Genomic DNA, 21,846 nt, shown 5'->3' on the forward strand with positions numbered 1-21,846 from the left:
CAGATTCGTCATTTGGTCAGTTCGTGAGCTGCGTCACTAGGGAATGCCGGGAGTGCGGGTTCGACTCCGTCACCCGTTCCATGCGAAAGCCCCAGGCCGGTGACCTGGGGCTGCTTCGTCGTCTGGAGGCTGGAGATCTCAGCGTGCGCCGCCGCCCCCTCCTGCGAGCCTTGGCGACGGGGTCAGATTGAGCCGGCCGATGGCGTCTTTCACGTCCTGCGGCCAGAGAAACAGCCGGTAGACCGGCGGGACCCGGAAGTAGTCCTCCGGACCGTGCAGTTCGCGATCGCGCATGTCCACGCAGTACCTCGTCCGCCAGGAGAACGCCTCGCCGGGCTTCCACTCCTGCCCCTCGGCCTTCTTCTTCGTGACGTCGTGAAGCTTCTCGAGGGCCCGGTACTCGTAGGCGAGCAGGGTTTTGGGGTCCTTCCAGATTCCCTTCTTGCCCTTGACCGCCTTGTCGGCGGCCTTGAGGAGGAGGGGAAGGTCGAGCTCGCCGGGGATGGAGGGGTAGATGACGAAGGGTGCCGCCCATCCTTCGGTGATGAGATCGAGGTTGAAGGTCGGTCTCTTCTCCCTCGGCAGAGTAGCCAGTTCCTTCTTCGAGTAGTTCGGCGCGATGTAGGCGAGCAGGCGGTTGTTGTCGTCGAAGTGGTCGTCGGCGGTGCGGATGAAGATGCTGCGTTCCTTGCCGGGTTTCCTGCCCTCGGCCAGCCTCTTCTTGATGTTCTCCGTGTTGAACGCAGCCGCCGCCGTGCCCTGGCCGAACTGCAGACTGCCCGCTTTCCCCGTCTCGATCTTCGGCAACAGGAACGCGGCGAGGTCATCGGAGATGGGCGCGATGCCCTCCCGTATCCAGGCGGCCAGTTGCTTGAACTCCTTGTCGACGTTCTCGGCCTGCTCGGCCGTATCCGCCGTCGTTTCCGGAGTGTCGACGGACAGCATGCGGACCGGCATCTTGACGTACGGAGTGTCCCCGTCGTGTACCTCGACCAGGGCACGCGAGCCCAGCGACGGCATGGCGGTCCCGGCAGGTGTCCACAGGATCTGTACAGGGTCGGTCACGGCTTCCGTCCTTCCCGGCGTACGCCTCCGGCGCCTCCACCCTCCGGCTCCACCCAGCGTCACGCCGTGCCCCAGGCGCCGCAACTCCGCACGGCCGGACACGAGCCGGCCGTGATTCAGGCGGAGCGCAGCCCCGCGGCCCCCGCCTCCTTCATTCGGGCCGGGGCGAGCGGACGCGACCGGAGCGGCGCAGGCGGCGCGTGTGGCGGTATTCGCGCAGGAGGATCTTCAGCATCGCGGAGACGGCGGGGCGTGCGGGGGCGGTCAGCAGGCCCGGTCCCTTGGCCTCGGCCGCGTCGGTGGTGGCCTCTTCCAGGGCTATCAGCGCCCGGACGAAAGGACGGTTGGCGGGAGGCAGGAACCCGGTCACACAGTGACTGGCGGCCAGGGCAGCACGGGCCTGTTGGAGGAGGTGCCGCAGCAGCGCGCGGGCTCCGGGGGTGTCCTGGGCCTGTACGAGGCCGGCACGGGTCACGCCGTGGCTCAGCAAGGCGTCCTCAGGGATGGTCAGCCTGCCGTCGGACAGATCTTCGGCGAGATCATTGACGAAGTCGAGGCGCTGGCTGCCGTCTATGTAGGTGCGGCAGGCCGCGCGGTAGCCGGCAGGTTCGTCACCGGGCACGAGCAGACCGGCAACCAGCAGGAAAGCGGGCAGTGAGTACTCGTCGAGATAGCGCTGGTAATCCGACTCCGTGCCGAAGCCGGTGAATTCGAGTTCGGTGGTCGCGGTGCGGAGAAAGTCCTTGGCATGGACGAGAAGGCGGGGGTGACAGGCCCCGGTGTGCAGGAGCGGCCGGATCACGGGGTGGTCGCTGGTGCCGGTGGCCAGCGCCTGGTTCACCTCCTTCTCCCATGCCGCATAGGCGGCGGCGCGCTGGGGCAGCGGCCCCTGGTCGAGGAGGTTGTCGGTGTGGTGCATGAAGGCGACGGCGGCGATCACATGGGGAGCCAGGGGGCGCGGCAGAAGGAGAAGGACCGCGGCGTAGGCCGCGCGCTTGTAACGGGCCACCACCGCGCGCTGCCGGGTGAAGTCGTCGCGCATCCGCGGGTCGTGAATACCCGCGGCATCCAGCCTGCTGGTCCATATGCTCATCCGGCGTTCCTTTGGTGGTACGGGGGCGGCGAGGGCCCGAGGGGACTCGTCACGGCGTGATCGCGAATAAGCATTCTCCGGTACCGAGTTGGGAGCGAGTCGCCCGGACCGGATGCGCGGCTCGGGTATCCGTCCTTGGACCGGCCCGAGCGGCCCCGCCCCTCCCCTCCCCGCCATTCCTCCGCGCTGCGTCCACACCGCAGGGCCGGTACTCACAACGGCTGTTAGTGAGGCGTTACCGGTGCACTAGCGATCTCCGTGAGAGTCATGTGCGTCCAAGGGCATGGGATGAGGGCTGCTGAGGCCTTCAGCCTTCTGCCCCGCCCATCGAACGGGGGAGCACGACATGCAGAAAATGACGCCGGACCACGACGCGGCTGCGGGGCGCCGGACACAGGAATCGCGGCCTTCGCCTTTTCGAAGTTGACCCGCATCCGCCTCCCCACCTTCCTTATGGGCGTCCCACTTCTCCGGTCGTCCTCCCCACACCAGAACTTCGAACGAATGCGATGGGCACCGTAATGCGTGAATTCAGCCGTCGGGGCATATGTGGACTCGGGATAGGAGCGGCCGCCGCGCTCTCCGTCGCCGGCTGCTCCCTCCCCGGGTCGTCGGACTCCGGCAAGGTCGGGACCGAGCCGGGAAAGACGGCGAAGGGAAAGCCGATCGGCGACGGCTCGACCGCGTACACCGGAAAGCAGCCCAACCAGCCGCCCGCGCCGGAGAAGCTGAAGCCGGGCCAGAAGCCACCGCAGTTCGTGGTCTTCTCCTGGGACGGGGCGGCCGAGGTGGGTAATGGCCTCTTCCCGCGGTTCCGCAAACTCGCCCGTGACCACAACGCCTCGATGACCTTCTTCCTCTCCGGGCTGTATCTGCTGCCGGAGTCGAAGAAGCGCCTGTACCGGCCGCCGAACAACCCCGTCGGCGCCGCCGACATCGACTACCTCACCGATGACCACATCAAGGAGACGCTGAAGAACCTGCGCGCGGCCTGGCTGGAAGGCCACGAGATAGGCACCCACTTCAACGGCCACTTCTGCGGCGGCACCGGCTCGGTCGCCAACTGGACCCCCGCCCAGTGGGACTCCGAGATCGAGCAGGCCATGGACTTCGTCACCAAGTGGCGCACGAACACCGGCTTCACCGACCTCGAACCGCTGCCCTTCGATTACAGCAAGGAGCTGGTCGGCGCCCGTACGCCGTGCCTGCTCGGCCAGGAGAACCTGCTGCCGACGGCGCGCAAGCGCGGCTGGCGCTATGACGCCAGCTCGCCCGGCGGCCTCCAGGTCTGGCCCACCAAGAAGCAGGGCATCTGGGACTTCCCGCTCCAGTCGATCCCGTTCGGCAACCTCCCCTCCGGGGTCCTCTCGATGGACTACAACATGCTGTACAACCAGTCGAGGAACTCCACCAAGGGTCCGCCGGCCAACTACCCGCGATGGCGCAAGCAGGCCGCCGACGCGTACATCGCCGGCTTCCAGCGGGCGTACGAGACGAACCGGGCCCCGTTGTTCGTCGGCAACCACTTCGAGCAGTGGAACGGCGGCATCTACATGGACGCCGTCGAGGAGGCGATCAAGCACATCGCCGACGAGAAGCACAAGGACGTCCGGATGGTCTCCTTCCGGCAGCTGTGCGACTGGCTGGACGCCCAGGACCCCCAGGTCCTCGCCAGCCTGCGCGGGCTCGGCGTCGGGCAGCAGTTCACCGGACGCGGCTGACGGCACCGCAAGGGGGCAAAGACCCCCACCCGCGGGTTCGACTCCCGCCATACGCTCCACAGTTGAGGCCCAGGTCCGAGACCTGGGCCTTCTTCGTGGCCTTGTTCTTCGCCCCGCCCCTCCGGGCCCCGCGGCGGGGTGTCGGGCCACGTCCCGGTGGCGCGCTCGATCCACCTCCCGCCGACCGCGCCGGCGTCTGCGCCCGTGGTAGGCGCTGCGCCGTCGTACTGCGATTGCGGCAGGTCAAGTGTCTGCGGGCGCACGACGACGGGCGCGGGGGGGCAACGGCATCGTGAACCAGGTCGCAAGCGACGAGACGCCCACCGTCTGTCGAGGAGCCTGGAGCAGTCGTGGACCCAACAGCACACCATATGGCCGACGGCGAGGAGGCGGCCCAGGCCGTCCTTCGCAGCCGGCTGCGCGCGGCAGTGATCGATATCGCGCCCATCTTCGGATTCACCGTGAGCTTCGCCTTCACTCATCAGCTCACCATCGCGCTGGCGCTCGCCCTGGCGGCAGCCGCCGGCGTCTGCGTCTACCGGGTGGTGCGCGGGGAATCGGTGTGGCGCGCGCTCGCCGTCCTCGGTCTCGTGTGCGTCCAGGGGACGCTGGCCGCGAAGACCGGAGACGCCAGCAACTTCTTCCTGCCCAACCTGGTGATGCACAGCGTGGTCGTCGTGGCCAACGCCGTGATGTTGCTGATCCGACGACCGCTGATGGGCGTGGCGGTGGCGCTGATCACGAAGGAGGGGCCCGGCTGGCACCGGTGCCCCGTACGGCGACGGGCGTACATCAAGGGCAACCTGCTGATCCTCGCCTCAAGTGCGGTGATGCTGACGATCCAGCTGTCGCTGTACCTGTCCGGCCAGGTGGTCGCCCTCGGCACGGCCGACGCCTTCGGGCCCCCCGTCCTCGCGCTCAGCACGCTGCTGGGCTGGCGCATCTACCGCCGCGCCCTCGGCGGCCACTCCTGCGCCACCAACTACCGCACGACCCCCGAGACATCCCTCCCTCTGGAAAGGACCCTTCCGTGACGAACACCCCGCCCCTCAAAACCCAGCCCACTGTGCGGAGCTGCCCCTTCGACCCGCCGGAGGAGTACCGGACGCTGCGTGAGCAGGAGCCGGTCGCGCCGGTGACCTTCCCGGACGGTGCCGTCGGCTGGCTGGTCACCCGGTACGACGACGTGCGGACGGTCCTCAGCGACCCGCGGTTCAGCGCGAAGCGCATCGTCCTGCGGCCCGGCGGCGGCGGTATGGAGGACGCACCGCCCCCGCCGCCCGGGCTGTTCATCATGATGGACGCCCCGGAGCACACCCGGTTCCGGCGGCTGCTCACCGGTCAGTTCACCGTGCGACGGATGCGGCAGCTGGCGCCGGCGGTGGAGAAGATCGTCGCCGAGCAGCTGGACGCGATGGCCGCGGCGGAGGGCCCGGTCGACCTCGTCCAGGCCTTCGCGCTGCCGGTTCCCTCGCTGGTGATTTGCGAGCTGCTCGGGGTGCCCTACGCCGACCGTGAGGAGTTCCAGCGGAACTCGGCCACGATCGTCCGGCTGAATTCCAGCCCCGAGGAATTCCAGCAGGCGCAGGCCGCGATGCGCGGGTTCATCCACCAACTGGTCCTCTCCAAGCGGGACAACCCCACCGACGACATCCTCAGCGAGCTGGTGCAGTCCGGGGAGCTGACCGACGAAGAACTGGCCGGCGTGGGGGTGTTGCTGCTGATAGCCGGGCACGAGACGACCGCGAACATGATCGCGCTGGGCACCATGTGCCTGCTGCAGAACCCCGAGCAGCTGGCAGCGCTGCGCGCCGACCCCTCCCTGATGGACGGCGCGGTCGAGGAGCTGCTGCGCTACCTGACGGTCGTTCAGTTCGGGGTGCGCCGTACGGCGCTGGAGGACGTGGAACTGCACGGGCAGCAGATCAAGGAAGGCAGCATGGTGGTCGCCTCCCTGGCCTCCGGGAACCGGGATGCGGAACACCTCGCCGACGACCTGGAGGCGCTGGACGTGGGCCGGTCGCACAGCGCGCACCTGGCGTTCGGCCACGGCATCCACCAGTGCCTCGGCCAGCAGCTGGCCCGGGCGGAGATGAAGGCAGCGCTGTCCGCGCTCCTGGACCGGTTCCCGACGCTGCGGCTGGCGGTTCCGGTGGAAGAGGTGCCGATGCGCGACGACATGCTCGTCTACGGCGTCCACGAACTGCCCGTGACCTGGTGAGACCTGCACACCCCCCGCGCATCGTCACACCCCACACCACACACCACACACCACACACCGCACACCGCACACCGCACGGAGAACCCCATGAAGATCCTCATCGATGAGGGCAAATGCGTCGGCGCGGGCACCTGCGTGCTGGCCGCCGCTGACGTCTTCGACCAGCGGGACGAGGACGGCATCGTCGTCCTCCTCGACGCCGACCCGCCGCACGCGTTGCTGCCCCAGGTCATGGACGCCGCCGCCCGCTGCCCGGCACTGGCGATCGAGGTGGTGGAGTAGTGCCCGCCATGGACCACATCGTCCTGGTGGGCGCGTCGGCCGCGGGCCTCACCGCGGCCGACACCCTCCGGCGCGAGGGCTTCACCGGGACGCTGTCCCTGGTCGGCGACGAACTGCGGATCCCGTACGACCGGCCACCGCTGTCCAAGCAGGTGCTGGCCGGCGACTGGGAACCGCACCGGTCCGCCCTGCGCCGGGAAGTCGACCTCCAGCAGCTGCGCATGGACCTGAGACTGGGCTGCCGGGCAACCGGCCTGGACACGGCGGAACGTGTCGTCACCCTGGCCGACGGGGACCGGCTGGGCTACGACGGCCTGATCATCGCCACCGGACTGCGCCCCCGTCACCTGCCCTTCGGCCATGACCTGGCCGGCGTCCATGTGCTCCGCACCCTCGACGAAACCCTCACGCTGCGCGCCCAGTTGCAGGCCGGACCCCGCGTCGTGGTGATCGGTGCCGGATTCCTCGGCAGCGAGATCGCCGCCACCACACGCGGCCTCGGCCTGGACGTCACCCTCGTCGATGTCGAAGCCACTCCGCTGGCCCGGCAGGTCGGCACCTTCGTGGGCGGTTTGGTGGCCGACATGCACCGCGACCACGGTGTCCGTCTGTGCATGGGCCGCCATGTCACCGGCATGAGCGGCGAGGACGGGCGGGTCACCGCGGTGACACTCGACGACGGCACCCGGCTGCCCGCCGATGTCGTCGTGGTCGCGATCGGCTCGGTGCCGGCCACCGAATGGCTGGCCGGCTCCGGGATCCCGCTGGGTGACGGAGTGCTCTGCGACCGCACCTGCCAGGCCGCGCCGCGGGTGTACGCGGCAGGAGACGTCGCCAACTGGCCCCATCCCGCCGCCGGTGGCCGGGTCCGCCTCGAACAGCGCACCAACGCCACCCAACAGGCCATCACCGCCGCCCGGAACCTGCTGTCCGGCCCGGAACAGGCAGTCCCCTACACACCGGTCCCGTTCGGCTGGACCGACCTCTACTACACCAAGATCCAAACCTGCGGCTGGTGCCCTTCCGACGCGACCGTCGACGTCGTCGACGGGGATCCGGAGGCACACCGGTTCGTCGCGCTCTACAAGGTGGACGGCCGTGTGGTGGGCGCGCTCGGCTGGAACAACGCACGGGCCCTGCGCGCCTACCGCAGTCAGCTCGCCGTGAGCGTCGCCGCCTGACGTACGTCCTGGCGGGGCACCACTCCCCCCCCGGTCAGCCCCTCCCCGACCGGCACCGCCGGCCGGTGACGGCCCCCAAAAGGCCGCACCGGCCGGCCCGTACCTCCCCGTAGCCCCATAGCCCGTCGCCCCCTAACCCGTAGCCCGTAGCAAGGAGCCATCCGTGATCCGCCCCGCACACCCGCCCGTCCGCCTGGCCGCGGGCACGACCCCGCCGTCCGCGAGGTGAGCCGCCCGCCGCACGAAGAGCCGGGCCGCACGGTCCACCTCGTTCGATGAAGCCGTGTGCACCGCAGGGCCGGGCCGACGCCGCTGTCGGCCCGGCCGGGGCTGCGTACCGTGGGAGAGTGCAGATGATTGACCGGTTCAGCGCGTGGCAGCGGGCGACCCGGCCACTCGTGGTCGACCTGACCGTCGCGCTGGCCTGCTTCCTCCTGGCCTCCCCGCTGGCCGTCGCCTTCGCCTACATCGACCGGGCTCCGGTCGGCTGGTCCGTCGTTGCCCTCGCGGTCTCCTGTGTGCCCCTGATCGCCCGGAACCGCTGGCCGGTCACCGTGGTCGCGGTGACCGTGTCCATGCTTCTGGTGCAGTCCGCCCTGCTCCCGCTCGCCAGGCCGACGCCCGCCGCCACGGCCGTCGCTCTCTATACGGTGGCGATCCGCACCGGCCGGCGCCGGGCCTGGCGCGTGGGCACCCTCGCGGCCGTCGTGCTCATCACCGCGTCGCTGGTCTTCCCCCCGGGTGCGCTACAGCTGCCGCAGTCCCTTGCCCGCCCGGAGTCCCTCGCCCTGGCGGACAAGCTCCCGTCGTCCCTTGCCCTGATTGCCTGGACGCTCATGGCGGTGGCCATCGGCGACGCCGTCCGCAGCCGCCGCGAGGTGCTCGCCGCCGCCGTGGAGCGGGCCGAGCGGGCCGAGCGCACCAAGGAGGAAGAAGCCCGCCGCCGGGTCATCGCGGAGCGCCTCCGGATCGCCCGGGAGCTGCACGATGTCGTGGCCCACCACATCACCCTGGTCAACGCCCAGGCGGGCGTGGCCCACCACCTCATGGGCACCGACCCCGAGCACGCCTACCAGGCGCTCGAACGGATCCGGGACACCAGCCGGGGAGCGCTGGACGAACTGCGGGCCACCGTAGGACTGCTCCGGTACGGCGAGGATCCGGACGAGCCCCGCGAACCGGCACCCGGACTCGCCGGTCTCGACGCTCTGCTGGACTCCTTCCGCCACTCCGGCCTCGACGTCACGCTGGAGCGCACCGGGCCACCGGGCGAGCTGTCACCGATCGCCGATCTGACGGCCTACCGGATCATCCAGGAGGCCCTGACCAATACGCACAAGCACGCCGGCCCGGCCTCGGCGGGGGTCCGCCTGGACTTCCGCACCGACGTCCTGCGGCTCACCGTCGAGGACGACGGCCGCGGTACCGGGGGCAGCGGCCGCGGTACCGGCCCTGGCGCCACGGGTCTCGAAGGAACCCAGGAGGCCGGCACCGGCCACGGCATGATCGGTATGCGGGAGCGCGCCAGGTCCGCCGGAGGTACCCTCGCTGCCGGACCACGCCCCGAAGGGGGCTTCCGTATCGAGGCCGAACTGCCGCTGCACGCCGGTCGAAAGGGCCGGCCATGACCATCCGTGTGCTGCTCGCCGACGATCAGGCACTCCTGCGCGGCACCTTCCGGATGCTCGTCGACTCCGCCCCTGACATGGAGGTCGTCGCGGAGGCCGCCACGGGCCGCGAAGCCGTCGCACTGACCCGCAGCCACCGCGCCGACCTGGTGCTGATGGACATCCGGATGCCCGACCTCGACGGCCTCGCCGCGACCAGGATGATCAGCGAGGACGAGGACCTCGCCGGCGTACGGGTGCTGGTGCTGACCACCTTCGAGAACGACGAGTACGTCGCGGAGGCGCTCCGCGCCGGGGCGAGCGGTTTCCTCGGCAAGGGCATCAACCCGGACGAACTGCTCGATGCGATCCGGGTGGTCGCCGCCGGCGACTCCCTGCTCTCGCCGACCGCGACCAAGTCGCTGATCGCGCGCTTCCTGGCCCAGCCCGCACCACCCGGCCGGACGCCGTCACCGCAACTGGCCGCGCTCACCCCGCGGGAGCGCGAGGTGGTCGCCCTGGTCGCCGCCGGCCTGTCCAACGACGAGATCGCCGAGCGCCTCTTCGTCACCCCGCTCACCGCCAAGACCCATGCGAACCGCGCGATGACCAAGCTGGGCGCCCGGGACCGCGCCCAACTCGTGGTCATCGCCTACCGGACCGGACTGGCCCGGCCCGACGCGCTCTGACCTCCGGCACTGCGCCACGGAGCGGCTCGGGCGGGGACGGGCTCGGGCTCGGGCTCGGGCTCGGGCGGCGACGCAACGAGGCCGGCCGCCGCTTCCGCGATGCTCTGCACCCCCCTGTCCGGCTCTCCGCCGGCTCCGGACGCCTACCCCGTTCGACGTGGATTGCCTCCGCGCCAAAGACACGAAAATCTACTCTCGTCAGAGTAGACATTGGACTCTCACGTGGTTACGGTTTTTCTCGTAGCCAAGGTTGAACGCCCGGCGGAGGTATGGCCGGGAAGCGGTTCAGCCAGGCCGGTGCGGCGGTGGAGTTCCGAAGCCAGGGTGGTCGCAGGACGGCGACGGGACTGACGGCCGCACCGGGTGGCCCGCGGTGTTCAGGGGCCGCCACCGGCAGCACCCGCAGCACACACGGCTGCGGCCCGGCAAGTGACCGATACAGACGAAGAACGGAGGAAGCAGACGCCATCAGGATCGCCCGGGCGAGGAGTACTCCCCCCGGGTATCGCACGACCCCGGATTGGCAGGTGGTCCACGGTCAGGCAGCAGCGATCCCCGCACCCACGCCCCTCGCCGGGGCGAGGCCGCGGAAACAGAAGGTCGGCGCAGCACTAGGGCCGACAGATGGTGTTGAATTTCCTTCGGGGCCTTGGTGCCGTACGGCACCAAGGCCCCTCGACGCGCTCCCAAGAAGAGGTGCAGATGACAGCGGATGATTCGCTCGGCAGCCGACTGGACGACGATGACTACCCCGCCTACACCATGGGCCGGGCCGCCGAATTGCTCGGCACGACCCCCGGCTTCCTCCGTGCCATCGGAGAGGCCCGCCTGATCACCCCGCTCCGCTCCGAGGGCGGGCACCGCCGCTACTCCCGGTACCAGCTGCGCATCGCCGCCCGTGCCCGGGAACTCGTCGACCAGGGCACCCCGATCGAGGCGGCTTGCCGCATCGTCATCCTTGAGGACCAGCTCGAAGAAGCCCAGCGCATCAACGCCGAATTCCGCCGCGCCGCAGCCACCTCGGACGACAGCCCGCGCTGAGCCCCGGCCGTCGCTCAGGGCATCGGCAGCGCGGCAGGCAACGGTGAGCATCAGCCCGTGGCGCCCACGACTCCCGCTCCGGCGGTGCCGTATCGACTGCGGAGCTACAGGTTGTCGCCCCAGCCGCCCTGGATCATGGTCTGGAACGCCCATGTGCCGTCCCGCCTGACCAGGATGTCGGCGTAACGCAGCTGCCTGCTCTGACCGTCCATCGTCATGGTCGAGTCCGAGAAGACCACGGCCAGGGCGGGCGAGAGAAAGACCGGCGTCCGCGTGGACTCGAAAGTGATGCCCTCGCCGCCGTCCCCCATCACCTGCGTCATCGTCGCGATGTACCGCTCGCGGTCCCACTGCGCCGCACGACCGTTGCCGGCCGCGTCGTCGCTCACGAGGTTGAGGGGGAACATCGCCAGGTCGGCCATGCTCTGGACATCGCGCTTCGCGCTCTGTGCGTCGTACTCCGCGAACCAGGCGTCCAGGCTCGCGCGGTCCTCAGCGGTCGGGATGTAACCGGTATCCGGCAGGAAGGTCACACAGGCTCCTCACGGGTCTCTTCGACGCATCAGCCGTCACATGACCCACGGACACGTAGGCACTCATCGGCCATCAGGCGCCAGTCATCAGTCGTCAAATTTGTCTACTCGGGAAAGGTATGCCCTCGGGCGGGATTAGTCAAACTTGATTAGACCTTGATTCGATTCTCCGCCCGGTGCGCGTCGTGACATGTCCGGAGTGCGGGAGGGGCCGTCGGGAAATCTGCACGGAAGCGTCACACGTCGTACGCGTCGCCCTCGACGGGTGTCGTTAGCGTTACTGCCCGCTCGATCCCGCGTGCGAACTGGATCAGCTTGATCAGGTCGCCGGCGTCCCTGGCGGCGCAGCCAGCACAGAAAGATCGAAGATGGACTACTGCTCGTCGTGCCGCCGGAGTCTCAACGGGGCACTCGTATGTCCAGGATGCGGCGATTACGCCCCGGACATAGCCCCGCCCTCCCACCGCCGGCGGAGCGCGATGGCCGCCGCCGCGACCTGGGAGTCCTGGCAGCCGGAGGAAGCCCCCGCCCCGGAGCCCGGCCCGGGCCGGTACGCCGATGCCGGTCCGTTCGGCGGCGGTGCCTCCGAGACCACGCCGTTCGGCAGTGCCTCCGAGACTGCGCCGTTCGGCGGCGCCTTCGACGCCGCGCCGGCGGATGGGGCCGGCACCGCCGGCACCGCAGCCGCCCCGGAGGACGGTGCGCCCGGCGATGCCGAGGTCCCCGCGTCCACCGGGCAGGGCCGGGCGGCCCGGCGCCGCCAGCTGGCCCGGTGGAAGAAGCACCGGCGCCGGGCCGCGGCCGCCACGGCCTTTGCCCTCGTCGGCGGCGGTCTGACCGTCAGCATGCTGCAGAACAAGCCCGGCACCAACGGCACCCACGCGGCCTCGATGCCGGAGCCGGAGCGCGTGTCCACGCCCCGGACCGAGCCCGCCGCCTCGTCGACGGACCGGGCGGACAGCGAAGCTTCCCGGCACCCCGGCGCCCGCCCGTCCCTCCCGGCCGGCCGGCATGCGCGCCCCACCGCGTCCACGCCGCCGCCCGCCACGACGGCCCGGCAGCCGCAGTCCGACACCCCGTCCCACACCGCCGCGCCGCCCCGCGCGAGCGAGCCCACCGCGTCCACACCGGACCGGGCGGCACACCCCGCGCACACCGATGCCGCGACCAGCGCCCCCGCTGCCCCCGGAGGCTCCGGAAGCTCCGGCTCGGACACCTCGCCGGCACACACCTCACCGACCACACCGGACACACCGACCGCACCGGAGGCGGGGCAGTCCTCGCCGACGCATGTGTGTCTGCTGGGTGTGGTGTGCGTCGGCTGATACCGGCGTTGTTGGTGTCTTGGGTGGGGCCCGGCTACCCAGCCGGCTACCGCCCGCGCCCGCCGGAGGGCCGTGCGGCGGCGGCCGGGGGTACGGCGCCCCCGGCCCTCTCCGCCGCGGAGGGCCCGGCAGTGCCGCCGGACGGCGACGTCCGGGTGCGGGACTTGAGGACCTGGGTGCCGATGGCGAGCGTGACGGCCAGCAGGAGGACGTAGAAGACGCCGATCTTGCGGAGGTCGTCGAGGAAGAACCAGACGGATGCCAGGGACGTGAACCAGAAGGCGACGAGCGCGAAGCCGCCCGTGCGCTCGTCCTTGTATCCGGCGGCGAGGCACAGCGCGGAGACGACCCCCAGGACCAGGGCGATGATGACGTAGCTGGTTTCCCAGCCGATGTTGGCGCGCGCCAGCTCGGACCACACGGCCACGGCCTCCGCCACCGGGCCCCAGGCCACCGCGCAGGCGAGCCGGGCCGACCACAGCAGCAGCACCGCTCCCGCGACGCCGGCGAGCAGCGCGACCCGGGTGAACTGACCGACCTCGATCATGTCGGTCCGGGATATCACCAGGGACAGGAAGCAGCCGAGCAGTGCGACCGCGCCTTCGGCCGTCGGCCGGAACGCCACCCGGGCCGGCTTCCGGCGGGCGGACCGCGGCGCCGGTGCGCTCGCGGCGGGCGCGGGCGGGGCCGCCGCCGGGGCGGGGCCCGCGGCCGCGGGATCGAGCGCGGTGGGGGTGGGGAGTTGGGGAGCCGGTGCGGAGTGGGGTGCCGCGGCGAGCGCCGCCTGCATCGCGGCGGCATCCGCGAAGCGGTCCTCCCGGCGCTTGTGCAGGGCTCTGGCGATCACGGCGTCCACGGCGGGCGGGAGTTCCGGGCGGAGCTGCGAGGGCGGCACCGGCTCCGCGGCCAGATGCTGATGCATGACGGAGAACGGTGAGTCCCCGGTGTACGGGGGACGCCCCGTCAGCAGCTCGTACAGCAGACAGCCCACGGCGTACAGATCGGTGCGGTGGTCGGTCTCGCCGCCGTTGATCTGCTCGGGGGCGAGATAGGCGGGGGTGCCGACCGCCACGCCGGTCCCGGTCAGCCGGGTGGCCACCTCGCTCAGCGCCTTGGCGATACCGAAGTCGACGACCTTGACCGCGCCGGACGCCGTGAGCATGACGTTCGCGGGCTTGATGTCCCGGTGCACGATGGCGTGCCGGTGGCTGTGGTCCAGCGCCGCCAGCACCTGTCCCGTGACGTCGACGGCCTGCGCCACCGACAGCGGGCCGTCCCTCAGCACCTGGCTGAGGGTCCGGCCCGCCACATATTCCATGACCAGATAGGGCTCGGCCGCACCGCCGCCGGCGTCCTCACCGACGTCATGGACGGTGGCCACACCGGGGTGGTTGAGCGCGGCCGCGGCATGCGCCTCCCGCTGGAAGCGGGTGAGGAATTCGGGCTGCATCGCCAGCTCGGCGGAGAGGGTCTTGACGGCGACGGTACGGCGCAGCCGGTGGTCGACGGCCCGGTACACCGTCCCCATGCCGCCGTGCCCGAGCTGCTCCACCAGCTCGTACCGCTGCCCCAACATCCTGTGTTCCACCGGGTTCCTCCAGGGACCGATCACGCCAACACGCCGGAAGACGTGCGGGAGGGCGGTCGGGTTCCCCGCCCGGCAGGGAGCGGCGGCACGGGGGGCGGTGCCGGGCTAGGGCGTGTCCGGGGGCGAACTGCCCGCTCCGCCCTGCTCGATGACGGTGAGGGCGGCGGCCGGGCAGAGTCCGGCGGCCAGCCGGGCCGTGGCGTGCAGCCCGGGCGGGGGCGCGGCGGTGCGGAGCAGGACCAGCCCGTCCTCGTCGTCCTGGTCGAACACCTCGGGGGCGGTCAGGGCACACATCCCGGCGCCGATACAGCGGTCGCGGTCGATGCTCAGCTGCATCGGGCTACTCCTTGTCCCAGGTGACGGGGAGCCGGTGCACCCCGTAGATGTTCATGGCGTCGCGCAGCGGTACGTCCTCGGGCGGGACGGCCAGCCGCAGCGTCGGGAAGCGGCGGAACAGCGCCGGGAAGGCGACCCGCATCTCGACCCGGGCCAGCTGCTGGCCCAGGCACTGGTGGGCGCCGTGGCCGAAGGCCAGATGGCCGGTCGCCTTCCGCCGCAGATCGAGGGTGTCGGGGTCGGGGAACTTCAGCGGGTCGCGGTTGGCGGCCTGCACCGAGACGGCGACGGTATCGCCGGCCTTGATCAGCTGCCCGTCCAGCTCGACGTCCTCCAGGGCCGCCCGCAGCCCGGTGTGGGTGATGGTCAGATAGCGCAGCAGCTCCTCGACCGCCTGGTCGGCGAGGCCGGGGTCGCCGCGCAGGGCGGCGGCCTGCGCGGGGTGGCTCAGCAGGGCGAAGGTGCCGAGCGCGAGCATGTTCGCGGTGGTGTCGAGACCGGCGGCCAGCAGGAAGCCGCCGATGCCGGCGAGTTCGTCATCGGTCAGGTCACTGGTGGTCAGATCGCTGAGCAGGTCGTCGGTGGGGTGGGCGCGCTTGGCCACCACCAGTTCGCGGACGCATTCCGCGAGCGCGGTCATGGCAGCCATCTGCTCCTCGGGAGCGGCGTCCGGGCTGCTCAGCATCGCGGTGTGCTCCTGGAAGCGCGCGCGGTCGGACGGCGACACCCCGAGCAGTTCGCAGATCATCAGGGCCGGGACGGGGTGCGCGAACGCCTGGACCAGATCGGCCACCGGTCCCTGGCGCTCCATGGCGTCGAGGTGGTCGGCGGTGATCTGCTCGACGCGGGCGGTGAGTTGGCGCATCCGGCGGACGGTGAACTTCCCGGCGAGCAGCCGCCGGTAGCGGGTGTGCTCCGGTGCGTCGATCCCGGTGAGGTCGCCGAGCGGTGCCGGCGGCAGGGAGCCGGAGGGCCCGCCCGGGAGGGGGTAGCGCAGCAGCTCGTACCGGGAGCTGAAGCGGGGATCGGCGGCTATCGCCCGGACCACGGAGTGGCCGGTGGCCAGCCAGCCCACGTGGCCGTCGGGGTAGCGCATCGGGCGCAGCGGCTGCTGTTCGCGCAGCTCCGCCAGCTCGGCGGGCGGGTCGAAGGGGCAGCCCGGGGTGCGGGTCACCGGCAGGGTCACCGGCTCGGGGTGCACCGCTGTTCCGTGAGCGGTCTGCTCGGTCGTGGGTGCGGGTGTGGGTGTGGGTGTGGGTGCGGGTGCGGGTGCGGACTGTTCGTGCTGCATGGTGTCCTCCGGTGCAGGTTGACGGCACTGCGAAGCGCCGGGCGGAGTGCGAGGTGACGTGCAGGCGGTGTGCAAGGCGGAGCGCGCGGTGAAGTGGCTTGTGCAGCGGCCGGCCGGTGAAGTCGCTTGCGCAGGGGCCGGTGGAGCGGCCAGTGGAGCGGCCGTTCAGCGGGTGGCGCTGCGGCGGAAGGCCGAGCGCGCCCACAGGTAGCCGACCAGGGTGAGGCCGACGCACCAGGCCACGGCGGCGATCCACTCGGCGCCGGCCCCGGTGCCCATCAGCAGGCCCCGCAGCGTCTCGATGACGGGGGTGAAGGGCTGGTACTCGGCGAACCAGCGCAGCCCGGTGGGCATGGACTCCGGGGGGACGATGGCGCTGCCGAGGAACGGGAGGAACTGGAACGGCAAGGGTATGTTGCTGGCCGTCTCGGGATTCTTGGCCACCAGGCCGATGGCGGCCGCCAGCCAGGTCAGCGCCAGGGTGAGCAGGGTGAGCAGACCGGCGGCGGCGAGCCATCCCAGGGGCGTGGCATGGGTACGGAAGCCCATGAGGAGCGCGACGCCGATGACGAAGGCGATGCTGACCAGTGTCTGCAGGACACTGCCGACGACATGCCCGGTCAGGAAGGACGCACGGGAGATCGCCATCGTGCGGAACCGGTTGACGATGCCTTCGGTCATGTCGACACAGACGCCGACCGCGGTGGCCAGGGCGCCCGAGGTCGCGGCCATGAGGATGATGCCGGGGGCGACATAGTCGATGTACTCGGTGCTGCCGCCGGCCGCCCCGCCGATGCCGGTCCCCAGGGCGCCGCCGAAAACATAGGTGAAGAGCAGCAGCATCAGGACGGGCATCGCGATGACCGAGACCGTCATGGAGGGGTAGCGCAGCGCATGCTTCAGATTGCGCCGCAGCATCGTCCGGGCATCGCGGGCCGCGTAGGACAGGGTGGTCATCAGGCGTTCTCCTTCAGGGAGTTGGCCTCGCTGGCGGACCTGTCGCGGCCGGTGAGGGTGAGGAAGACATCGTCGAGATCGGGGGTGTGCACCGTCAGTTCCTCGGCGCGGATCGACGCACGGTCCAGGGTGTCGAGGACGGCGCGCAGGGCGGGGACGCTGCCGTCCCCGGGGACGTGCAGAGTGAGCGCTTCGCTGTCGTGTGCGGTGGAGTCGAAGAGGGCGGCGGCCGAGGTGAGTGCGGACGCGTCCTGGAACCGGAGGCGGATATGACCGCCGGGGATCCGTCGCTTCAGCTCGTCCGCGGTGCCTTCGGCGACCAGCTTTCCCTGGTCCAGGACGGCGATGCGGTCGGCGAGTTGGTCGGCCTCCTCCAGATACTGCGTGGTCAGGAAGATGGTGACGCCGTCGTCGGCGACCAGGCTGCGGATGATCTCCCACATGGTGCGCCGGCTGCGGGGATCGAGTCCGGTCGTCGGCTCGTCGAGGAAGATGATGCGCGGGTCCCCGACCAGGGTCATCGCGAGGTCGAGCTTGCGGCGCATCCCGCCCGAGAAGGTGACGACGGGCTTGGTGGCGGCCTCGGTGAGTTCGAAGCGGCGCAGCAGCTCGGTGGCCCGCCTGCGGCCTTCGCGGCGGTCGAGATGGTGCAGGTCCGCCATCAGGAGCAGGTTCTCCCGGGCGGTGAGCAGATTGTCGACCGCCGAGAACTGGCCGGTGACGCCGATTGCGGAGCGTACGGCATCGGCCTCGCGGACCAGGTCGTGACCGGCGACCCGCGCCTGGCCGGCGGTGGCGGGGATGAGGGTGGAGAGGATCTGCACGGTGGTGGTCTTGCCCGCGCCGTTGGGCCCGAGCAGGGCGAAGACCGTGCCTTCGGGGATGCGCAGGTCGATGCCGTCGAGCACCACCTTGTCGCCGTAGGACTTGGATAACCCGGTGGTACTGATCGCCGACGCGACGGCGGTCGTGGAAGTCATGATCATGACACTCCCGTTCTTGGGTGTGGTGGTAGTGGCCGCCCAGAAGCGGCCGAGGTCTGGTCAGGGGCGGTCGAGGCCTGGTCAGCAACGTCCGAGGCCTGGTCAGGAACGGCGGATCAGGATGTTGCCGACGCTGGTGTGGGCGCGTACTTCGACGGTCTCGGCACTGTCGCCGGGGCCTTCGGCGGCACCGAGGTCATTGCGCACGCTGCCCGCACCGGTGGTCACCTCCAGCCAGGCGGCGGTGGACTCACGGATACCGACCTCCAGGTCACCGGCGGCGGCCTGGAGCGCGACCTGGCCGCGGGCCACTTCGCCGATCCGGATGGCACCGTTGGCGGACTTGGCGTCGACTCCGGCGTGCGCGACACCGACGGAGATGAGGCCGTTGGACGCACGCGCCCGCAGCGCGCCGGTGACCTCGCCGATCATGGTCCCGCCATTGCCGTTCTTGACCAGCGCCTCGCCCCCGATCTCACCGACCTCGATCTGGCCCGCGCCGACGAGCTCGGCATCCCCCGACACCCGGTCCAGCCGGATGGCGCCGTAGTCGGTCCGCAGGTTGACGGCCTCCGCCTCGTCGACCTGGAGATCGCCGAACGAGGTCTTGAGCCGGCACTCGCCGAGCCGGCCTTCCACCGTGAAGTCCGCCATGGGCGCGGTGCCCAGGAGGTCCGAGCCGGCCGGCAGCTCGATGGTCACATCGAGGGAGCCGGACTTTCCGAAGAGCGAGCGCTTCCTGGGGCCCTTGACGAGCAGCTTGCCGCCGGAGCAGGTGACCTTGGTCTGCTGCGCGGCCCGCACATCGGCCTCCGCGGTGGCGTCGCGCGGCAGCACCTCGACGACCGTGTCGATGCGCTTGCTCGCGGCGATCCGGACGGAGCCGAGGTCGAGCTCAATGGTGACGGAGAGCGGTTCGGGAGTGTCGAAAGCAGGCATGGCTGTGCCGTCCTCATGACTGGTGTGAGTTCCCGCCGGGAGGGCGGGTGAATGAATGAATGAGTGAGTAAGCGAGTGAGTGAGAAGTGGTGCGGTGCGTTGGCGCTGTGCGTTGGTGCTGTGCCTTGGCGCTGTGCGTCGGTGCAGGGGCGGGGTGGTTCTCGCGGCCTCCGGTTGGCGGTCGGTTCCCGATCCCCGGGCGTGGCCCGCCCTAGCGGACCCAGCCCGTGTAGCCCTGCTGGCCCCGGTGGTGGGAGCTGCGGCCGGTGGTGGGGCGGCTGGGGGCGCCCGGCTCCAGGGCGGTGGCGACGGCCCGCACCAGCCAGGCGTTGACCGAGAGGCCTTCCTGTCCTGCGGCGTCCTCGACCCTGGCCTTGAGATGGGCGGGAAGGCGGAAGTTGATCCGCGCGGTGCCGCCCTCGTCGGCGTCCGAAGGAGCCGGGGGCGCGGATGCCCGCGGCTCACCGGCCGCCGCCTCGGGCAACTCCGCCTGTCCGTACGGCTCCTGGACCGGTGGTGCGGTCACCACGAACTCGGGGTCGAGCCCGCGCAGCCGCAGATCGACCGACCCCGGTGCCAGGTCACGGGTGATCTCGGTCATGGCGGAGGAGAGTGCGTTCAGCAGCGTGAGCCGGACGGCCGACTCCAGGGGGGTGGTGAGCCGCTCGGCCAGGGCACGGGCTTCGTCTCCGCCCGCGTCCGCGGCGACCGCGAGCTCGTGCCGGAGATTGTCGACGTAGGGCGTGAGGTCCATGACGCCATAGTGGCACCATCATGGCGCCACCGCAAGTCACCATGGCGCATGAATGGCACCAATGGCGCCACGGCGGCACCACCTGAGGTGCCATACGTGCACCACACCACCTCTCGCGCGCAGCTCGGGGCGCCACGGTCGCGGCCGGGGGAGGGAGAAACCGGGGCGGCCGGGGACGAACGGGGGCGGCCACCGCGGCAGTTACCGCCGCGCACAGCGGCCCCGCTGCTGCGGCCCGCCCACGGCACCGGCCACCGCGGAATGCCACCCTCCGGGCCGCTCGGATGCGCGGGCTATGGTGCTCTCGCAGACTGTGCAACGCGTGCGGCGGAGGAGAACTCACGGTGTCCGATCTGGGGCGGCTCGTGGCCGACCGGTACCGGCTGGTGGAGCGGGTCGGCCGCGGCGGCATGGGCACGGTGTGGCGGGCCGAGGACGAGCTGCTCGGGCGGCCGGTCGCCGTGAAGAAACTGCTCGTACCTCCGCACCTGAACGACGACGAGATCGAGACGCTCTACGAGCGCACCCGCCGCGAGGCCCGCAGCGCCGCCCGGATCACCCACCCCCATGTGATCGTGGTGCATGACGTCGTCGACGACGAGGGCCTGCCGTGCATCGTCATGGAGTACATCCCCTCGGTCACCCTGGGCGACCTGCTGAAGCGCAAGGGCGCGCTGCCGCCCGATGAAGCGGCCCGGATCGGCCGCGGCATGGCCGCCGCACTGCGCGCCGCCCACGACGCCGGGGTGCTGCACCGGGACGTCAAGCCCGCCAATGTGCTGCTCGGGAACGACGGGCGGATCGTCCTCACCGACTTCGGCATCGCCGTGCAGGCCGGGACGCCCTCGCTGACCCGGACCGGCGAACTGGTCGGGTCGATCCAGTACCTCGCGCCGGAACGCCTCCGGACCAACATCGCCGAGCCCGGCCCGGCCTGCGACCTGTGGTCCCTCGGGGCAACGCTGTACCAGGCGGTCGAAGGGCGCCCCCCGTTCGGCCGGGACACCGCGATCGAGACGGCGTACGCCATCGCCACCGAGGAGTACCCGCCCCCGCGCAACGCCGGTGACCTGGGCCCGGTCATCGAGGGGCTGCTCGTGAAGGAACCCGGCGGGCGCATGGACGCCCACGAGGCCGAACGCCTCCTGGGCGGCCACACGGCCGGCACGGTGACCGCTCTCGGCGATCAGCCCACCCGGCCGCACCGCGCCGAAGTCCCCGCGGTTCCCTCCCGGGAGGGCAGGCGCGGCCGCCGCACGGTGCTGTGGGGTGCCGCGGCGACGGCCCTCGCCGCCGCCGTGACCGGTGGTGTGCTGCTGTGGCCCTGGGGCGGTACCGGTGCAACGAGCGCCCGCCCGGCCGGGGCGAACGCCTCCAGCCCTCCCCCGAGCACCAGCCCTTCCGCGCCGCCGCCGGTTCCCGCCGGGTACCACCTCAAGAAGGAGGGTTCGGACTTCTCCCTCCCCATACGGGACGGCTGGAAACGCCAGGACCCGCCGGGCGCCGAGATCGCCTATGTCTCCGGGCTGGCGGGCCTGCGGATCAACATCGTCCCGTTCGCCGGGGAGTCCGATCCGCTCCGGCACTGGCGGGAGACCGAAGAGGACCAGACGCGCCGGGACAACCCGAACTATGAGCGGGTCAGGATGGACCCCACGACGTTCCGGGGACGGCCCGCGGGGTACTGGGAGTTCACCTTCGACGGCTCGAAACGGAAGTACCGCGCGGTGGAGCTGGCGTTCAGCAGCACCGACGGCACGCAGTACGTGGTCTACCTCGTCGCGCCGAACGCCCAGTGGAACGAGTACCGGCCGGTCTTCGACACCGCCGTCAAGGGAATCCGGCTCGGCGGTTAGCCTCCGTGCTCAGTGGTCGGCGTAGTAAATCCTTCGGGGGTTGTTCACGCTGCCGGTGCGGTGCTGCCAGGGCTTGAGCGCGTCCTGGGCCGGCCGCGACGCACGGTCGACGCCGACATGAACGGGGCGATGCCCCGCCGGGCGGCCTCACGGGCCAGTCCCGGGCAGGCCCGCCTGGGCGAACCGGCCACGCCAGCGGCGCGATGGCGGGCGAACCGACCGGCCGAAGTGGATCACTGGTACCCCGCAGCCCGCCCCGCCCGTCACCGCCCCGGTCCCCGAAATGACCGGTGCAAGAGGCCACTTGGACAGGGAAAACGCAACTTCGACATGGCCCGCGGAGGCCGCTACCTTCACCTGGTCTTCGGCGATCGCCCACGGTCG

20 protein-coding genes are annotated in these 21,846 nt (G+C 71.0%); 10 read left to right on the forward strand and 10 right to left on the reverse strand.

The features are described from left to right. Positions 1-138: 138 nt before the first annotated feature. Positions 139-1,065, reverse strand: coding sequence for a thermonuclease family protein (locus NUT86_RS20175; protein ID WP_266438270.1), 927 nt, complete (start codon positions 1,063-1,065; stop codon positions 139-141). Positions 1,066-1,216: 151 nt separating this feature from the next. Next, a complete protein-coding gene (locus NUT86_RS20180) occupies positions 1,217-2,158 on the reverse strand; it encodes a squalene/phytoene synthase family protein (protein ID WP_274736822.1) in 942 nt (313 codons plus the stop codon). A 521-nt stretch (positions 2,159-2,679) separates the two neighbouring features. On the opposite strand from NUT86_RS20180, the gene NUT86_RS20185 reads away from it, so the two are divergent. The 8 genes from NUT86_RS20185 (at position 2,680) to NUT86_RS20220 (ending at position 10,900) form a co-directional block, all read left to right on the forward strand. Beyond that, positions 2,680-3,879, forward strand: coding sequence for a hypothetical protein (locus NUT86_RS20185; protein ID WP_174876370.1), 1,200 nt, complete (start codon positions 2,680-2,682; stop codon positions 3,877-3,879). A gap of 350 nt (positions 3,880-4,229) precedes the next feature. Continuing rightward, positions 4,230-4,913, forward strand: coding sequence for a DUF3159 domain-containing protein (locus NUT86_RS20190; protein WP_266438280.1), 684 nt, complete (start codon positions 4,230-4,232; stop codon positions 4,911-4,913). Then, positions 4,910-6,100 (forward strand): cytochrome P450, encoded by a 1,191-nt coding sequence (locus tag NUT86_RS20195; RefSeq protein WP_274736824.1) that lies wholly within the window; start codon positions 4,910-4,912, stop codon positions 6,098-6,100. The genes NUT86_RS20190 and NUT86_RS20195 overlap by 4 nt, the downstream gene beginning before the upstream one ends. Before the next feature lie 87 nt (positions 6,101-6,187). Beyond that, a complete protein-coding gene (locus NUT86_RS20200; RefSeq protein WP_109890884.1) occupies positions 6,188-6,382 on the forward strand; it encodes a ferredoxin in 195 nt (64 codons plus the stop codon). Between the two features lie 8 nt (positions 6,383-6,390). Continuing rightward, positions 6,391-7,563: an NAD(P)/FAD-dependent oxidoreductase gene (locus tag NUT86_RS20205; RefSeq protein ID WP_274736827.1), complete on the forward strand. Its 1,173-nt coding sequence runs from the start codon at positions 6,391-6,393 to the stop codon at positions 7,561-7,563. Between the two features lie 353 nt (positions 7,564-7,916). Next, entirely contained in the window at positions 7,917-9,191 is a 1,275-nt protein-coding gene (locus NUT86_RS20210) for a sensor histidine kinase (RefSeq protein WP_159489258.1), read from the forward strand. Further along, a complete protein-coding gene (locus NUT86_RS20215; RefSeq protein WP_159487539.1) occupies positions 9,188-9,859 on the forward strand; it encodes a response regulator in 672 nt (223 codons plus the stop codon). Before NUT86_RS20210 ends, NUT86_RS20215 begins: the two co-directional genes overlap by 4 nt. Before the next feature lie 702 nt (positions 9,860-10,561). Beyond that, positions 10,562-10,900 carry a MerR family transcriptional regulator gene (locus tag NUT86_RS20220; protein ID WP_159487537.1) on the forward strand — a complete coding sequence of 113 codons (339 nt, stop codon included), beginning with the start codon at positions 10,562-10,564 and terminating at the stop codon, positions 10,898-10,900. Between the two features lie 104 nt (positions 10,901-11,004). Here the strand turns inward: NUT86_RS20220 and NUT86_RS20225 are convergent, their stop codons facing one another. Further along, complete coding sequence (locus NUT86_RS20225; RefSeq protein WP_274736830.1) at positions 11,005-11,433, reverse strand: nuclear transport factor 2 family protein; 429 nt, start codon at positions 11,431-11,433, stop codon at positions 11,005-11,007. 368 nt (positions 11,434-11,801) lie between these two features. Between NUT86_RS20225 and NUT86_RS20230 the strand changes: the two genes are divergently transcribed. Further along, positions 11,802-12,758: an SCO2400 family protein gene (locus NUT86_RS20230; RefSeq protein WP_446750773.1), complete on the forward strand. Its 957-nt coding sequence runs from the start codon at positions 11,802-11,804 to the stop codon at positions 12,756-12,758. A gap of 46 nt (positions 12,759-12,804) precedes the next feature. Here the strand turns inward: NUT86_RS20230 and NUT86_RS20235 are convergent, their stop codons facing one another. The 7 genes from NUT86_RS20235 to NUT86_RS20265 all read right to left on the reverse strand — a co-directional run bounded on the left by NUT86_RS20235 (position 12,805) and on the right by NUT86_RS20265 (position 19,606). Beyond that, entirely contained in the window at positions 12,805-14,346 is a 1,542-nt protein-coding gene (locus NUT86_RS20235) for a protein kinase domain-containing protein (RefSeq protein ID WP_274736835.1), read from the reverse strand. A gap of 105 nt (positions 14,347-14,451) precedes the next feature. Further along, on the reverse strand, positions 14,452-14,682 hold the full coding sequence (locus NUT86_RS20240; RefSeq protein WP_274736837.1) for a ferredoxin: 231 nt from the start codon (positions 14,680-14,682) through the stop codon (positions 14,452-14,454). 4 nt (positions 14,683-14,686) lie between these two features. Next, entirely contained in the window at positions 14,687-15,973 is a 1,287-nt protein-coding gene (locus tag NUT86_RS20245; protein ID WP_274736839.1) for a cytochrome P450, read from the reverse strand. 165 nt (positions 15,974-16,138) lie between these two features. Then, positions 16,139-16,930: an ABC transporter permease gene (locus NUT86_RS20250; RefSeq protein ID WP_274736841.1), complete on the reverse strand. Its 792-nt coding sequence runs from the start codon at positions 16,928-16,930 to the stop codon at positions 16,139-16,141. Beyond that, on the reverse strand, positions 16,930-17,910 hold the full coding sequence (locus NUT86_RS20255) for an ATP-binding cassette domain-containing protein (RefSeq protein WP_274736843.1): 981 nt from the start codon (positions 17,908-17,910) through the stop codon (positions 16,930-16,932). Before NUT86_RS20255 ends, NUT86_RS20250 begins: the two co-directional genes overlap by 1 nt. A 105-nt stretch (positions 17,911-18,015) precedes the next feature. Beyond that, the gene (locus NUT86_RS20260; protein WP_093648201.1) at positions 18,016-18,852 is read right to left on the reverse strand and encodes a DUF4097 family beta strand repeat-containing protein; all 837 of its coding nucleotides are present in this window, start codon (positions 18,850-18,852) and stop codon (positions 18,016-18,018) included. A 211-nt stretch (positions 18,853-19,063) separates the two neighbouring features. Continuing rightward, positions 19,064-19,606, reverse strand: a complete 543-nt coding sequence (locus tag NUT86_RS20265; RefSeq protein ID WP_093648202.1) for a hypothetical protein — start codon at positions 19,604-19,606, stop codon at positions 19,064-19,066. A 344-nt stretch (positions 19,607-19,950) separates the two neighbouring features. Between NUT86_RS20265 and NUT86_RS20270 the strand changes: the two genes are divergently transcribed. Next, positions 19,951-21,462 carry a serine/threonine-protein kinase gene (locus NUT86_RS20270; RefSeq protein WP_159487523.1) on the forward strand — a complete coding sequence of 504 codons (1,512 nt, stop codon included), beginning with the start codon at positions 19,951-19,953 and terminating at the stop codon, positions 21,460-21,462. Positions 21,463-21,846: the final 384 nt, after the last annotated feature.

This window comes from Streptomyces sp. G7(2002) (genome assembly GCF_028870195.1).
Lineage (GTDB): Bacteria > Actinomycetota > Actinomycetes > Streptomycetales > Streptomycetaceae > Streptomyces > Streptomyces nigrescens.